Annotated in this window: 12 protein-coding genes; 6 read left to right on the top strand and 6 right to left on the bottom strand. The window is 71.6% G+C overall.

All coding sequences use genetic code 11. The annotated features are described in order from the left end of the window. Positions 1 to 31 precede the first annotated feature (31 nt). Positions 32 to 2,284 carry a serine/threonine-protein kinase gene (locus O3W51_RS35580; protein ID WP_269288365.1) on the bottom strand — a complete coding sequence of 751 codons (2,253 nt, stop codon included), beginning with the start codon at positions 2,282 to 2,284 and terminating at the stop codon, positions 32 to 34. Positions 2,285 to 2,657: 373 nt separating this feature from the next. On the opposite strand from O3W51_RS35580, the gene O3W51_RS35575 reads away from it, so the two are divergent. The 4 genes from O3W51_RS35575 (at position 2,658) to O3W51_RS35560 (ending at position 5,985) form a co-directional block, all read left to right on the top strand. After that, positions 2,658 to 2,957 carry a hypothetical protein gene (locus tag O3W51_RS35575; RefSeq protein ID WP_187144916.1) on the top strand — a complete coding sequence of 100 codons (300 nt, stop codon included), beginning with the start codon at positions 2,658 to 2,660 and terminating at the stop codon, positions 2,955 to 2,957. Then, positions 2,954 to 4,297 (top strand): putative T7SS-secreted protein, encoded by a 1,344-nt coding sequence (locus O3W51_RS35570; protein WP_269288363.1) that lies wholly within the window; start codon positions 2,954 to 2,956, stop codon positions 4,295 to 4,297. Before O3W51_RS35575 ends, O3W51_RS35570 begins: the two co-directional genes overlap by 4 nt. 109 nt (positions 4,298 to 4,406) lie before the next feature. Continuing rightward, entirely contained in the window at positions 4,407 to 5,300 is an 894-nt protein-coding gene (locus O3W51_RS35565; protein ID WP_198357802.1) for a hypothetical protein, read from the top strand. 13 nt (positions 5,301 to 5,313) lie between these two features. Further along, the gene (locus tag O3W51_RS35560; protein ID WP_138353514.1) at positions 5,314 to 5,985 is read left to right on the top strand and encodes a hypothetical protein; all 672 of its coding nucleotides are present in this window, start codon (positions 5,314 to 5,316) and stop codon (positions 5,983 to 5,985) included. 16 nt (positions 5,986 to 6,001) lie between these two features. Here O3W51_RS35560 and O3W51_RS35555 read toward each other — a convergent pair whose 3' ends face one another. Both O3W51_RS35555 and O3W51_RS35550 read right to left on the bottom strand, forming a co-directional pair. Further along, on the bottom strand, positions 6,002 to 6,880 hold the full coding sequence (locus O3W51_RS35555) for an alpha/beta fold hydrolase (RefSeq protein ID WP_138353513.1): 879 nt from the start codon (positions 6,878 to 6,880) through the stop codon (positions 6,002 to 6,004). A gap of 312 nt (positions 6,881 to 7,192) precedes the next feature. Beyond that, positions 7,193 to 7,885, bottom strand: a complete 693-nt coding sequence (locus O3W51_RS35550) for a metal-dependent transcriptional regulator (RefSeq protein ID WP_138353512.1) — start codon at positions 7,883 to 7,885, stop codon at positions 7,193 to 7,195. 117 nt (positions 7,886 to 8,002) lie between these two features. On the opposite strand from O3W51_RS35550, the gene O3W51_RS35545 reads away from it, so the two are divergent. Continuing rightward, entirely contained in the window at positions 8,003 to 8,764 is a 762-nt protein-coding gene (locus tag O3W51_RS35545; protein WP_138353511.1) for an SIS domain-containing protein, read from the top strand. 116 nt (positions 8,765 to 8,880) lie between these two features. Here O3W51_RS35545 and O3W51_RS35540 read toward each other — a convergent pair whose 3' ends face one another. Together O3W51_RS35540 and pdxH are read right to left on the bottom strand one after the other, a co-directional pair. Then, complete coding sequence (locus tag O3W51_RS35540; protein WP_269288361.1) at positions 8,881 to 10,224, bottom strand: PAS domain-containing protein; 1,344 nt, start codon at positions 10,222 to 10,224, stop codon at positions 8,881 to 8,883. 355 nt (positions 10,225 to 10,579) lie between these two features. Continuing rightward, entirely contained in the window at positions 10,580 to 11,221 is a 642-nt protein-coding gene (gene pdxH, locus O3W51_RS35535; RefSeq protein WP_198357814.1) for a pyridoxamine 5'-phosphate oxidase, read from the bottom strand. A gap of 393 nt (positions 11,222 to 11,614) precedes the next feature. On the opposite strand from pdxH, the gene O3W51_RS35530 reads away from it, so the two are divergent. After that, entirely contained in the window at positions 11,615 to 12,715 is a 1,101-nt protein-coding gene (locus O3W51_RS35530) for a citrate synthase 2 (RefSeq protein ID WP_138353509.1), read from the top strand. A 139-nt stretch (positions 12,716 to 12,854) separates the two neighbouring features. Here the strand turns inward: O3W51_RS35530 and O3W51_RS35525 are convergent, their stop codons facing one another. Next, positions 12,855 to 15,737 (bottom strand): FAD-binding and (Fe-S)-binding domain-containing protein, encoded by a 2,883-nt coding sequence (locus O3W51_RS35525; protein ID WP_269288359.1) that lies wholly within the window; start codon positions 15,735 to 15,737, stop codon positions 12,855 to 12,857. Between the last annotated feature and the right edge of the window lie 27 nt (positions 15,738 to 15,764).

The raw sequence follows: 15,764 nt of genomic DNA, 5'->3' as shown, positions 1-15,764 counted from the left end.
GGACGAGCCCATGCGCCCAGGGACAAGCCCGTCAGACGGCGGGAAGCGCGTAGAGCAGGTCCCCGTGGACCACCAGCAGGCGCTTGCCCGCGGCGGTGAGGGTCCAGACGCCGGCGCCACCCTTGTCCTCGGAGAGGCCGTCGTTGGCGCTGTTCCGGTAGATCCAGCGCGGGGCACCGCTCTTGGCGTCGAAGGCGAAGATTCCTCCCTCCTGAAAGTACGACACCCCGTAGACGGAGTCCCCGGCCCGTACGAACTGCAACGGCCCGGTCCCGTCGGTGAGTTCGCGCTGCCAAAGCACGTTCCCGCTCTTCGCGTCGACCGCCCAGACGCCCTTGAGCACCACGGCGCCATACACCACACCGTCGGCGGAGGAGAGCGGGGAGCTGAAGCCGTTCTTGTGCTGTGCGGGTACCGACCAGCGCTCGGCGCCGCTCTTCAGGTCGTAGCCGCGCATGGACTTGCCGCCGATGACGACCTTGTCACCGTGCAGGACCGGCCGATAGGCGGCGTCCTCGCCCACCTTCTTCGTCCACACCTGGTTGCCGTGCGCCACCTCGCGAACCGTCACGTTGTAGTTGTTGTCGGCGTAGACGAGATAGCTGCCGTCGGTCGTCGCCGAGACGTCCCAGTCACCGGCGCCCGGGTCACGTTCCTGCTGCCACAGCATCTTGCGGGTGCCGATGTCGACGGCGGCCACCACCGTCCGGGTCTTGCTGGTCTCGGTGGCGTTGGGATCCTGGATGGTGGCGATGAGATACACGTGCTTGTCGTCGGCGGCGATCGGCTTCGGGTCGGTGAGCCGTCCGCCCAGGTTGCTGCGCCAGACCTCCTTGCCGGTCACCGGGCTGATGCCGACGAAGTCACCGTTTGCCTCAGGGCTTCTGAAGAACAGCAGATCGTGGCCGATCACCAGTTCACGCGAAAGGTCCGCGACCTCCGGGGTGGACCACTTCAGCTCACCAGTGCTGATGTCGTGCGCGATCAGCGGGTTGCCACAGATGATCATCAGATTGCCGTACGCCATGGCCGGGACGCCGTATTGCAGGCTCAGCGATAGGGCCTGCTTGCGCCACAGCGCCTTCGGGCTCATGCCGTTCGCCGGGGTGGTGAACACCGGATCCGGCGTGGGCCCCTTGCTGTTCGTCACCAGGCCGGTCGGATCGACCACCGGGTCCTTACCGCCCTTCCCGCTGTACGCCCACACGGCCCCGCCGCCCGCGGCCGCGACCGCGATGCCGGCGCCGAGCGCGAGGAACCCACGCCGGGAGCGCGCGCCGGAAGCGGCGGCGGGTTCCAGCGCTGTCCGGTCGAGGGTGGTCGGGGTCCGGGGCGTGGGCGCCTCGCCGGGCATCGGGGGCTGCGGCACGGTGGCCGCGCCCGTCCCGTGGGCGGGGGTGTCCAGGTCGAGGATCCGCGAGGCGTGCTGGGCGATGGTCGAGGAGACCGGGCCCGGCAGCCAGTTGTGCAGTACGGAGGCGGCCCCTTCCGGAGCCAGCGCCTCGCTGATCTGCTGCGGCGTCGGCCGCTGCGCCGGGTCCTTCTGCAGACAGGCCAGCACCAACGGCCGCAGCGAAGCGGGCACTTCGGTCAGATTGGGGGTGCCGTGCACCACCTGGTAGAGCAGCGACGCCGCCGTCCCGATCCCGAACGGCTGCTGGCCGGTGGCCGCGTACGCCAGCACCACGCCCAGCGAGAAGACATCGCCCGCCGGCCCGGCCACCTCGCCGACCGCCTGCTCGGGCGGTATGAACCCGGGCGAGCCGACGACCACGCCCGTGCTGGTCATCCGGTCGCCGTCGACGGCCCGCGCGATACCGAAGTCGATCACCCGTGGCCCGTCCGCGGCCAGCAGCACGTTGGACGGCTTCAGATCCCGGTGCACGAGTCCCGCGCCGTGGATCACCACGAGCGCCTCGGCCAGCCCGGCACCCAGCGCGCGCACGGACGCCTCGGGCAGCGGGCCGTGCTGCTCGATCACCTCGTCGAGCGGCGGGCCGAGTACGTACGCGGTCGCCAGCCACGGCAGCCGGCCCTCGGTGTCGGCGTCGACGACAGGCGCCGTATAGGCCCCGGAGACCGCCCGCGCGATCTCGACCTCGTGCCGGAACCGCGCCCGGAACTGCGCGTCCTCGGCCAGTTCGGGACGGACCACCTTCACGGCGACGGTCCGGCCGCCCGGCGACCGGGCGAGATAGACCCGCCCCATGCCACCGGCGCCGAGCCGTCCCAACAGGCGGTAGGCCCCTAGGCTCTGCGGGTCTTCCGGCTCCAATGGCTGCATCAACAGCCACCCCCGTCTCCTGTGTGCGCATACGTATGGTCGGGTCGCCCCGACGGGGCAGCCTATTGCGCCGGGTTTCGCACCCCGGATGCGGTCCCTTCACCTGTAGGCCCGTCACCTTTGGGCCCGTGCGTAGGGTGGGGAACCATCAGCCGCACCAGTGACGTCCCAGCCGTGTGACGTCGCCCAACGGCGCATGACGAACGGGACACCGTATCCACGCAAGATCTCCATCATTTGGAAGATCAGCCGGAGCGGCCCGGACGGAACAATCGATGAGGACCTCCCGTCCGGCACGTTCTTCAGGACCACGGATGTGACCGTCCGAGAGGTCCGGACCGACCAACGCTCAACGAATGCAACGGGATGAACCATGGGTGATCTGCAGATCAACGGAACCGTGATGGGGGACCTGCGCAGAACGTTCTCCACCATCGCGCAGCGCATGGAGAACGTCAGCCGGACCATGGGCAACGCCAACGGTGAGGGTGTCGGGGCGCCCAAGCTCATCGACGACGTGCACGACTTCGCGGACGAGTGGAAGTACGGCGTCAAGCAGATCGGCGAGCACGCCGACACCGCGGTCCAGATGATCGACCAGATCGGCAAGACCTTCGACGACGCCGATCTCCAGCTCGCCAACTCCCTCAAGCCGGAAGGCACGTGCTCGTGACCCGCAGTTTCCCCCACCTCGGGTTCGATCCGACGCCCGGCGACGTCGAGCAGACCCGGGCGCTGTCCCGGCAACTGGGCGATCTGACGACCGAGTTGACGACGACCGTCAGCGAGTTGCAGCAGATCGAGTGCGGTTACTGGAAGGGCGAGGCGGCCAAGGCCTTCAGCCAGCACATATCCCATGACGTCACCCCGTTGATCAAGAAGGCGCACGACTCCTTCGGCCGCGCCGCCACCGCGATCGGCGGCTGGGCCGAGCAACTGCACGGCTTCCAGGACGAGGCCGCCGCGCTGGAGCGCGAGGCCGCGACCAAGCAGGACACCCTCGACGACGCCAAGCGGGCGCTGGGCTCCAACCCCACCGGGCTCCCGAGCGGCACCGAGACCCCGCACCCCCAGCCCGGCGCCTCCCCCAGCCCCACGGCCGCCGACGAGAACAAGAAGAAGCACAGGGACGTCACCGACGCCGACACCGCCCTGCAGGGCGTCCGGCACCGGGCCGAGGAGCTTCACAACCGCTTCACCCGGGCCGCGCAGTCCGTCAGTCACGACCTCGACAAGGCCGGCGACATGGCGCCCGACAAGCCGGGCCTCTTCCACCGCATGGTCAGCGGCGTCGAGGGCGCCTGGAACGACACGGTCAAGTGGGTCCAGGACCACGCCGACATGATCAAGCTGATCGGTGACCTGCTCGGCGACCTCAGCGGCATCCTCGGCATGCTCGCCATCATCACGGCCCCGTTCGAGCCGCTCGGCGCGATCTTCGCGGGCGCGGCGGTGGCCACCAGCGCCCTCGCCCTGGTGGCGCACCTCGTCGCCAAGGCGGCCGGCGCGGACGTCAGCTGGATGTCCATCGGGCTGGACGCGCTCGGCGCGGTCCCCGGCCTCGGGGCGTTCTCCAAGGGCGTCAAGGTCGCCGACGGCGCCGTGGCGGCCGGCCGCGCGGCCGAACTCGGCGAAGGCTTCCGCGGGGTGACGACCATCGGCCGCAACATCGTCGGTGTCGGCGACCGGGTGGCCGGCGCCGTCAGCTTCACCGTCAAGGGCAAGACGATCGGCCTGTGGGGCCTCAAGAGCGGCGGACTGATCAAGGCCGAGGGCATGATGGGCCGGCTCGGCCTGGTCGCCGAGCAGAACTACGCCAAGGGCCAGTGGCTCGGCACCCGCGGCCTGGATCTCATCAGCAAGGGCAAGTGGGCGATCAACCCGATGTCCGGCCTCGGCCGCGGTATCGACGCCGGGATCAAGATCGCACCGAAGCTATGGTCGGTCCCGCAGCACATCGGTGAGGCGCTGCACCCGGGCGACCGGTTCAACCAGGCGGCCACCGCCCACTGAGGCACCGCCCACCGGGCCGGCGCCCACGGAACCACCGCACCCTGATCCACCGCTCGCCGATCCACCCCACCCTGGTCGGCGGGCACCGAGCACTGAGGACGGCGAGACGATGGACTGGTATCCGGACGCGGGCGAGGCCTCGCTGTTCCGCACCACACTGCGCTTCGCGACCGGGATGGCCCCGCCCGTCTCCGGCTCGCGGTGGTACCGGGACACCGGCCGCCACGACATCCAGCCGGACCTGGTGGCCGCCGGCTGGCCGCCGGGACCGGAGTGCACCGTACGGACGAAGAGCGAGCAGACGACGCGGCGCGCCGGCCGCGCCGCCTGGCTGGGCATCCCGCTGCTGCTCAACCTCATCTCCAACGCGGGCGGCGCGCCGGGCTCGCCCTTCGGCGACGTCGCCCTGCGCGGCGACCCGCAGGACCCCGAGAACGAGGTCGAGGACTTCCCCGTCATGTGGGCGGCGCCCGGCACCGTGGCCCGTACGCTGCCGTGGCAGCTCGACCCGTCCCGGCAGGCCAAGGGCTACCGCACCGACGCGGTGGTGACCGACCGCCGGCTGGTCGTCCTCGGCATCACGTCCGTCACGGCTCCGGCGGACGTGCTCTGGGAGGCGCCGCGCGAAAGCATCGCGCGGGCGGAACGCCGGGAGTACGCCGAGACCAAGGCCGACCTGCTGATCACCTTCGCGGACGGATCCTGGGTCCGGATGTCCGCCGGCTCGGCCGACAACGCCGCCAAGGTCGTCCAGCACCTGAACGGCACGGTCCGCACCCTGACCGACGACCAGCTGACCGGCGGCCAGCGCGAGCGCGTCGCCCGTTTCCTGGCCGAACTCCCGCCGAACGCCGAGGCCCCGGCCTTCACCGTGCTCCCGAGCGGCATCGTCCGGGTCGAGGCACGCGTCCCGGCGAAGCTCGGCAAGCGCCTGTTCGAAACCCACACGATCCTGATGGACCACGCGGGCGCGCCCGCGGCACCCCGACCCGGCGACCTGTGAGCGACACGACTCCATGACCATTTCCGATCTCACCCCCTCCATCCCGGCCACCCTCGGCGGACCGGACATACCTCCCATGTGGTTCGTCGTCCCCGACGGCTTCCACCCCCTCCCGATCGCCGCCACCCCGGAGGAACGCGCCGCGGGCGCGGCCGACTTCGTACGGGAGCTGTTCCCCAACGGCGACGACGACCTGTGGACGCCGGCCGCGCTCTTCTACGCGGGACTCGCCGAGCTGATGACCGAAGGCGGCCTGGCCTTCTCGGCGATGGGCCTGTTCGGCATCGACGACGGCGGCATCGCGCACTGCTCGTTCACCGTCTCCGCCGTCGAGTCCGACCATCCGTCGGTCGAGGTCGCCGCGCTGGGACTGCGCGAGATCATGACCCGCGACCCGCTCAACGACGCGCGCTGGCTGGACCTGCCGTGCGGTCCCGCCGTCTCCGCCGTCTCCATGCGGGAGATCACCATCGGCGGCGAGATGACCGCGACCGGCGAGGACGCCTCGCTGCTCACCGGCCAGATCCAGGTCTATGTGCCGTTCCCCACCGGTCCGTTCACCGCGGTCTTCACGCTCGACACGGCAGCTGTGGACTACTGGGGCGAGATCAGCGACATGACGGTCGCGATCCTGCGCACCGTGAGCTTCACACCGCCGGAGGAGCAGGCAGCCGAGGGCGCATAACGCCCACCACCTGCTGTCAGCTCGTTTCGGTGCGCTGTCGCGGTATCGCGGACTCCTCGAGGAAGCGCTCCACCGTCTCGTACCAGGCGGTGGGCTGTTCCCAGTGGACGAGGTGGCCGGCGTCCGGGATCTCGGCGTAGCTGCCGCGGGGCAGGACGCGGACCATCTCCTGGGCCTCGGCACGCCCCAGTTCGCCCTCCAGACCGCGGACGACGAGGGCGGGGCAGCGGACCTGGGTGAGCTCCTCCCAGTGGGCGTCCAGGATCCAGGGGGCCCGGGAGCGGAGCATGTGGCGGCGGGCGAAGACGGGCCGCCAGCCGTCACCACGCTCCTCCATGATCTCGGTGTAGAAATCGCCCCTGGTGGGGCGCGGAGGATCGGCCCAGGGGTCGTCCTCACCGAACCACCTGCGGACGTCGGCGAGGCTGGCGAAGGGCAGTGGCCAGGAGGCGAACCAGGACTCCCACTCGCGCTGGCTGGCCTCCCCGAGGGCGGTGGCGCGCATGTCGCAGACGACGACGGCCCGCACCAGGTCCGGGCGGCGGGCGGCCAGCTGCCAGGCGGTGAGACCGCCCATGGAGTGCCCGACGAGGGTGACGGGAGCGAGGCCGAGCTGCTCCACGGCCGCCTCGGCGTCGGCGAGGTACGCCTCCCGGCTGTACGGGCCCTCGGGCTTGTCGCTGCGCCCGTGGCCGCGCTGGTCCAGGGCGATGGCGCGGTAGCGGGGGGCGAGCCGGCGGGCGGTGCCGGCCCAGTGCGAGGCCCGGCCCATGAGTCCGTGCAGCAGCAGGACCCCGGGTCGGTCGTCGGAGCCGTCCTCCTTGGACTCGGCGGCATAATCCCAGGCGGCGAGCCGGACGGAGCCCGCTCCGGTCACCTCGATACGTCGGATCATGTGCCGCACCCCCTGACGAACTGGTCGGGTCTTCCGGCGCCTACGTTATCGAACTTCTATTCGATAAGACGGGCCACGCGCACAACATCGCTCTTTCGAGTGACATCACTCAAGGATTGACCGCCGCAGCCGAGGGGAGATCTCCTGCGGGGCGCGACACGAAGGGGAAGCGGTCGCGCGGAGTACTCGGGAAGCTCGGGGTTCCGGGTCCTCCGAGGGGAGCACCACCAGGGGAGGGACAAGGGGAGGAGGGCCCCGGCGCCATCAGGCGCCGGGGCCCCCGCCCCCTCCCACCAGGACAAACCGCGGGTCCTACCGCTTGGCCACGAAGACGTGCGACGCGACCTCGGCACCCAGCTCGGCGGCCTCGCCGCCACTGCCCACGAGGACCCCGCCCGCGGAGGTCGTCACGCTCACCACCGCGCCCGGCTGCACACCGGCCCGCCGCAGCGTGTACATCAGCTGGGCATCGGTCTGGATCGGCTCGCCGATCCGCTTCACCACGACGCTGGCGCCGGCCGGGCCCGGCGACAGTTCCGCCAGGCTGACCATGCCCTCCTCCAGGAAGGGATCCGCCTCGGCCTTCTCGCCCAGTTCCTCGAGACCCGGGATCGGGTTCCCGTACGGCGACTCGGTCGGGTGCCGCAACAGCTCCAGCACCTTGCGCTCCACCGCCTCGCTCATGACGTGCTCCCAGCGGCAGGCCTCGGCGTGCACCTGCTCCCACTCTAGGCCGATCACGTCGACGAGCAGGCATTCGGCGATCCGGTGCTTGCGCATCACGCGCGTCGCCGTCCGCCGGCCTTCGTCGGTCAGTTCCAGGTGACGGTCACCGGCGACATGCACCAGGCCGTCACGTTCCATGCGCGCCACCGTTTGGCTGACCGTCGGGCCGCTCTGATCGAGCCGCTCGGCGATTCGGGCGCGCATGGGGACCACACCCTCCTCTTCCAGCTCCAGGATGGTGCGGAGATACATCTCCGTCGTGTCGATGAGTCCGGACATGCGCGCCCCTCAATAGCTAGTGCGTGGCCCTGCACCAATTCTGACGCATCCCACCGACAACCGGCCCCGGCGCGGGATTCTTGACAGCGACGGCAGCGTGGCCGCACGGTGATCCGCATGAGTGAGCCCCGCGACGATCTGGCCGGCGAATACTTCGATGCGGCCATCGCCCTTCTCCGGAGGGTACGGGACGAGGAGTCCGCAGGTATCACAGCGGCGGGCAAGGCCATCGCCGACGCCATCGCCAACGGCAACCGGATCTTCGCCTTCGGCGCCGGGCACTCCTCGCTCGCCGCCCAGGACGTCGTCTACCGCGCGGGCGGCCTCGCCCTGGTCAACCTGCTCGCGGTGCCCGGCGTCGTCGGTATCGACGTCATGCCCGCGACCCTGGGCAGCGCCCTGGAACGGGTCGACGGCCTCGCGGGCGCCGTGCTCGACACCAGTCCGGCCAAGCCCGGCGACGTCCTCGTCGTCATCTCGCTGTCCGGACGCAACGCCCTGCCGGTCGAAATGGCGCAGAACGCCCGCGCCCTCGGCCTGACGGTCATCGGCGTCACCTCCGTGGCCTACGCCAAGGAGACCAAGCCCCGGCACGCGTCCGGCACGTTCCTCAAGGACCACTGCGACATCGTGCTCGACTCGAAGATCGCCGTCGGCGACGCGGAGATCGTCCGTGACGACGTCCCGGCCCCCTTCGCCCCCGCCTCGACCGTGGTGACCAGCGCACTCATGCAGGCCGTCGTCGCCACCGCGGTCGCGGAGCTCGCCGCCCGCGGCATCACGCCGCCGCTGCTGCGCTCGGGGAACGTGGACGGCGGCCATGACTGGAATGGCCGCATCTTCGAGGAGTACGGCTCACGGATCTTCTTCCGCCACTGAGCGCGGATCTTCCTCCGCCACCGATCCGCCGCTGAGGCGGCAGGCCGCCGGACCGTTCGGCCGTCCGGGGCGGCGCCGCCCCGGCACAGCTCTCGGCCCAGCTCTCGGCCCGGCCCTCAGCCCAGTTGCTGCGCCAGGTCCAGCGCCGCGGCCACCCGCACCGCCACGTCCTCCGCGTACGCCGCGTCGGAACGGTCGAAGAGACGGCGCCCCGCGCCCCGCAGGAACGTGACGGCGCCCAGAGTGCGTCCGCGGCTCCGCAGGACCGTGGAGAGGCCGTGGACCGTCCCCTCGGGCCAACGGCGGGCCGCCGCCCACTCGTCGATCCTGGCCCGCGAGGCGGGCTCGGCCGCGGCGAGGGCGCCGAAGCTGGCGCGTACGGTGCCGATCCGCTCCACGGCCTGCAGCACGGGGTGCGCCGCCCCGTACGCCACCGGGATCGTGCCGACCGGGACGGGCAGACACGGCCCCGAGGACCCCTCCGGGGTAGAGGCGGCGCGCACCAGCCGGCCGTCGTCCCCGGCGAGGTCGACCAACGCGTGGTCGGCGAACCCGGCCAGCGCGAAGTCCAGATAGGTGGTCGCGGCCTCCACCGGGTCCTCGCACTCGGACGCCGTACGCCCGGCCCGGTGCAGCTGGTTGTGCCGGAAGCGCAGCAACGATCCTTCTTGCTCCGCGAGTTTGGCCTCCGTCACGTCCAGGAACAGCCACCCGACGCCCAGCGGCACCGGTTCCTCGCCGAGCGGCGACCCGAGGCGCACGAACCCGCTGCGCCAGCAGTGCCGTTTGGCGCTCTCGTCGCCGCGCAGGCTCAGCCACAGCTCGGACGGGACCGGCGGGCTGCCCTCCGCGAGCACGTGCTGCAGCGCCGTCTCCAGCTCCTCCAGGCCCTGCTCCAGCAGATCGCCGAGCGGCCGGCCGAGCAGGGTGTCCCGGCCGGTGCGCAGCAGGCGGGCGGCGTGCGCGTTCACGACGGCGGGCCGCAGGTCCGCGTCGATCAGGACGACACCCCACGAGGCGTCGTCGAAGAGCGCCTCGCTGAGCGCGATGGAGCGTTCCAGGTCGATCTGGGCGTGCACCTCGGAGAAGGCGCAGTAGACCCCGGCGGGGCGGCCGTCCTGACCCTGCACGGCCGCGGACTGGGTGCGGACGAGCACCCGGTGGCCGTCCTTGGTCAGCAGCGCGAACTCGTGCACCTGGCGGCCGGGCGCGTCCATGGCGCCGAGCAGCCTCGTCTGCACGTCGTGCGCGTCGGCGCTACGGGCGGCCCAGCCCGAGAAGCCGCGGCGGCCGACGGCATCGTCCGCCGACCAGCCGAGGATCCGTACGGCTTCGGAATTCCAGTGGGTGATGACACCGTCGCGGTCGAAGGCGCACAGGCCCGCCTCCATACCGTCGAGCAGAGCGGCGAGTAGCTGCTCGTCGCCATCACTGAGCGGCTTCGCATCGAATGGCTGCACGTCGAATCATTCAACCCCGGTGTGACTCAGCCCACACGGCATTTCGATAAATCGGTTGTGCGTCCCGGGGCCGGTTCCTAATGTTGCGGTCACACATGAAGGGAGGTGGTTCGCAGCATGATGTGCAGTCGGACACGTGAGGTGACTGCGGGCTAGTCCCGCGCACCAAGCTCGTCGCGCAGACTCCGTGCACGGGGTCGAGGGGCGGGCCAATCCCACGCAGTCACCCGACCCGCGGGCTCGTCGGACTTGTCCGGCCGGTGCCTGGAGGAAACTCCAGGGAGCAGCCCGCGGGTCGTTTGCGTTGTCGAAAGGCCGCGTGTGCGTTGTCGAAAGGCCGCGTGGCCGCCGGGTTCTACGGCGCCAGCCGTACGACGTTCCAGGAGCCCGTTTCGCTGTTCTCCCCGTCGGCGCGCTCGTAGCGCAGTCGGTCGTGCAGCCGGTTTTCGCGCCCCTGCCAGAATTCCACGCTCCGGGCGCGCACCCGGATGCCTCCCCAGTACGTCGGCACCGGGACGTCGCTGCCCTCCGGGTAGCGCGCCTCCAGCTCCGCGTAGCGCCGTTCCAGCTCCTCCCGGGACTCCACGACCGAGGACTGCGCACTGGCCCACGCGCCCAGCCGCGAACCGTGCGGGCGGCTGCGGAAGTACCGGGCGGTCTCGTCCGTCGAGACGCGTTCGACGGTGCCGGAGACGATGACCTGGCGGGCGATCGGATGCCAGGGGAAGAGCAGCGAGATCTGCGGGTTCTCCACCAGATCGCGGCCCTTGCGGGAGCCGTAGTTCGTGTAGAAGACGAAGCCGCGCGGGTCGAAACCCTTGAGGAGCACGGTCCGTGAGCTGGGGCGGCCCTCGGCGTCGGCGGTCGAGACGATCATCGCGTTCGGCTCGGTGAGGCCGGCGGTCACGGTGTCCGCGAACCAGCGGGTGAACTGCGAGTACGGGTCCGCGGCCAGCTCGGCCTCGGTGAGACCCTGGGCGCGGTACTGCTCGCGCATGACGGCGGGATCGACATGATGCTGCACCCGGACATCTTGCATCCCCTGGGACCCGTACGTCCCGGCGGTGCGCCACGCGGGCCGTCCTGCCGGGGATCCTGTGGGGTCGGCGCGGTGGCCGGTAGGGGGTATCCGGGCCGGAAAAGGGCCGGAAACCGGCCGGCCGGGCCGAAGAGTGTGCCGCACCTCACGCTTCCCGTCATGTGCCAGAACCGACAGAATTGCGGGTCGGGCAGCTGTGGCCTCTTGACATCAAGAGATACCGTTTCTGACTCCGGCCTCGGGTCTCCGATGGAGCAGGGTGACCATCACCCGAGCGGGGCATTACCGGAACGGCCGTCCAAGCAGTCGGCCGGCCAAGCACCTGTCGACCACATCACGAGGAGCCGCCTGATGTCCGACTTCGTACCCGGACTCGAAGGAGTAGTCGCGTTCGAGACGGAGATCGCCGAACCTGACAAGGAAGGCGGCTCTCTCCGTTACCGAGGCGTCGACATCGAAGATCTCGTCAGCCATGTCTCATTCGGAAACGTGTGGGGCCTGCTGGTCGACGGCAAGTTCAATCCGGGCCTGCCGCCTGCCGAGCCGTTCCCGATCCCGGTGCACTCCGGCGACATCCGTGTCGACGTCCAGTCGGCGCTCGCCATGCTCGCCCCCGTGTGGGGTCTGAAACCGCTGCTGGACATCGACGTCGACGAGGCCCGTGACGACCTCGCGCGCGCCGCCGTCATGGCGCTCTCCTACGTCGCCCAGTCGGCGCGCGGCCAGGGCCTCGCCATGGTGCCGCAGAAGGAGATCGACAAGGCGCAGACGATCGTCGAGCGCTTCATGATCCGCTGGCGCGGTGAGCCCGACCCGAAGCACGTGGCCGCCGTCGACGCGTACTGGACGTCCGCCGCGGAGCACGGCATGAACGCCTCCACGTTCACCGCCCGCGTCATCGCCTCCACGGGTGCCGACGTGGCCGCGGCCCTGTCCGGCGCCGTCGGCGCCATGTCGGGCCCGCTGCACGGCGGCGCCCCCTCCCGCGTCCTCGGCATGATCGAGGAGATCGAGCGGACCGGTGACGCGAGCGCCTACGTCAAGCGCGCCCTGGACAAGGGCGAGCGCCTGATGGGCTTCGGCCACCGCGTGTACCGCGCCGAGGACCCGCGTGCGCGCGTGCTGCGGCGTACGGCGAAGGAGCTGGGCGCCCCCCGCTTCGAGGTCGCGGAGGCGCTGGAGAAGGCGGCGCTCGCGGAGCTGCACGCGCGGCGCCCCGACCGGGTGCTCGCCACCAACGTGGAGTTCTGGGCGGCGATCGTCCTGGACTTCGCCGAGGTTCCGGCGCACATGTTCACGTCGATGTTCACCTGTGCCCGGACGGCGGGCTGGTCGGCCCACATCCTGGAGCAGAAGCGCACCGGCCGGCTCGTCCGCCCCTCCGCCCGCTACATGGGCCCCGGCCCGCGCGACCCGCGCGAGGTCGACGGCTTCGCGGGCATCGGGCACTGAGTCCACGTCAGGTGCTGCTGAATCGTTGATGCTGTGGCCTGCTCCCACCCTCGTACGGGGTGGGAGCAGGCCACAGTCGTCGGCGGGCCCTGCCGTCCTGACGCCCTGGATTCAGGCGTCCGGCCCCCCTGCCCTTGGTTCAGGCGTCCGGCAGCGCCTCCGCCAGGAGTTCGGCCAGGTGCCGGCCCGGGGTGTCGGCCAGCTCCGCGAGCTGCGTGCGGCAGGAGAACCCGTCCGCCAGAACGGCGGCCCCCGCGGGTGCCTCCCGGACCGCCGGGAGCAGTTGCTCCTCGGCGCAGGCCACCGACACGTCGTAGTGGCCCTGCTCGAAACCGAAGTTGCCGGCCAGACCGCAGCAGCCGCCGGAGGGCGTGCCGGTGAGGCCGGCGCGCTCGCGCAGCCGCCGTTCTGCGGCGTCGCCGAGCACGGCGTGCTGGTGGCAGTGCGTCTGTCCGACGACCGCACGGTCGAGGCGGGGCGGTACCCAGTCGGGGGCCAGCTCCTCCAGCACCTGCGCGAAGGTCCGGACGGAGGCGGCCAGCCGGGCCGCGCGGGGATCGCCGGAGCCGAGCAGTTCCGGCAGGTCGGCGCGGAGCGCCGCCCCACAGCTGGGTTCGAGGACGACGATCGGCAGCCCGGCGTCCAGCGCGGGTGCGAGGGCGTCGACCGTGCGGCGCATGACCGTACGGGCCCGGTCCAGCTGCCCGGTGGACACCCACGTCAGACCGCAGCAGACGGCCTTCGGCGGCAGGACGACCCGCAGGCCGGCTGCCTCCAGCACCTTCACCGCGGCCTGTCCGACCTGCGGCGACAGATAGTTCGTGAAGGTGTCGGGCCACAGCACGACGGTCGTGCCGGGCGCGGTCGTGCCGGGCGCGGTCGTTCCAGCGACGTCCGTCGCGGTCTTGCCCGCCCCGGCCGGGCGGCCGGCCTGCCGGCGGAGGGCGCGGTGGTTCCACCAAGTGCGGAAGGGCTCGTGGGCCAGCGCGGGGATGTGGCGTTGCGGCGCGATGCCGCCGGCGCGCTTGGCCACCCCCGCCAGCGGCCCCCGGGCCAGGGCGTTCAGGACGCGCGCATACGGTGCGGCGGCTCGCAGCCAGACCGGGAGCCATCCCATCGAGTAGTGCGAGCGGGGGCGCAGCCGTCCTGCGTAGTGGTGGTGCAGGAACTCGGCCTTGTACGTCGCCATGTCCACCTCGACCGGGCAGTCGCTGCGGCAGCCCTTGCAGGAAAGGCACAGGTCGAGCGCGTCGCGGACCTCCTCCGACCGCCAGCCGTCCTCGATGATCTCGCCGGCGAGCATCTCGTGCAGCAGCCGGGCGCGGCCGCGCGTGGAGTGCCGCTCCTCCCCCGTCACCCGGTACGACGGGCACATCACGCTGTCCCCGCCGGACGAGGTGGTCGCGGACGTACGGCATTTGCCGACGCCGACGCAGCGCCGGACGGCCGCCGTGAAATCGCCGCCGTCACCCGGATAGGTGAACTCGACATCGACGGGATGCGACGCACGGGACGGCAGCACGCCGAAGCGGAGGTTGCTATCCATAGGAGCGGGGCGGACGAGCATCCCGGGATTCATTCCGCCCGCCGGGTCCCAGAGATCCTTGAAAACTCCAAAGAGAGCCACGAGTTCGGGGCCGTACATCTTCGGCAGGAGTTCCGCCCGCGCCTGGCCGTCGCCATGCTCGCCCGACAGCGAGCCACCGTGGGCGACGACCAGGTCGGCGGTCGCCTCGGAGAAGCGCCGGAAGCGGGCGATGCCCGCCGGCGTCAGCAGGTCGAAGTCGATACGGACATGCACGCAGCCGTCGCCGAAGTGTCCGTACGGGGAGCCGCGCAAGCCGTGCTCGCCCAGCAGCGTCCTGAACTCCCGCAGATACGCGCCGAGCCGGTCCGGTGGCACCGCGCAGTCCTCCCAGCCGGGCCATGCCTCGGTGCCGTCGGGCATCCGGGTCGCGGTCCCCGAGGCGTCCTCGCGGATCCGCCACAGGGCGCGCTGGTCGGCCGGCTCCGAGACGACGGTGTGGTCCCTGGCGCCGTCGGCGGCGGCGTGGCGGCACAGCTCCGAGGCGCGGGCCCGCGCCTCGGCCGCGGTGCCGCCGCCCATCTCCACGAACAGCCAGGCGGCGCCGCGCGGCAGCGACTCCCGGGCGGCGGCGCCCACCAGGTCGGCCGCCATGCCCTCGACGGTCAGCGGGTGGTGGGGCAGCAGCAGGTGCGCGGCTTCGGCGGCGGCGCTCTCGTCCTCGTACCCGAGCACGGCCAGCGCGCGGGCGGCCGGCGGCTCCACCAGCCGTACGGTGGCGCGGGTCAGCACGCCCAGGGTGCCCTCGCTGCCGGTGAAGGCACGCGCCAGATCCCGGCCGTGCTCGGGGAGCAGCCGGTCCAGGGCGTAGCCGGAGATCCGGCGCGGCAGGTCGGGGAAGCCGGTGCGGAGCACGGACAGCCGCTGGTCGGCGAAGGCGGCGGTCCGGTCGTGCAGCGGCCCCGGCAGGCCGCGGCCGAGGGTGGCCCGCTCCCCGCCGTAGGTCAGCACCTCCAGCTCGTGCACGTTGTCGGCGGTCGTCCCCCAGGCGACCGAATGCGAGCCGCACGCGTTGTTGCCGATCATGCCGCCGAGGGTGCAGCGGCTGTGGGTGGACGGATCCGGGCCGAAGGTCAGCCCGTGGCCGGCGGCCGCCGCCCGCAGATCGTCGAGGACCACACCCGGCTGCACGACCGCGGTGCGCGCCTCGGGGTCGATGTGCTCGATCGCCCGCATGTGGCGGGTGAAGTCCAGCACCACTCCGACCCCCGTCGCCTGCCCGGCGATCGAGGTGCCCCCGCCGCGCGGCACCACCGGCACGCCGTACTCGCGGCACACCGCCAGCGCCGCCGCCACGTCGTCCGCGTCGCGGGGCGCCACCACGCCCAGCGGGACCCTCCGGTAGTTCGACGCGTCCATCGTCACCAGCGCCCGCGCCCCCGCGTCGAACGCGACCGTGCCGCGTACCGCCGCCCGCATCGCCTGCTCAAGATCCATACGCCAACCTTGTCTCACCGGGTGGAC

It is taken from the genome of Streptomyces sp. H39-C1, from assembly GCF_027158125.1.
GTDB classification, from domain to species: domain Bacteria; phylum Actinomycetota; class Actinomycetes; order Streptomycetales; family Streptomycetaceae; genus Actinacidiphila; species Actinacidiphila fildesensis.
Note: the sequence above shows the minus strand (reverse complement) of the source record. Positions and strands in the feature narration are given on the sequence as shown.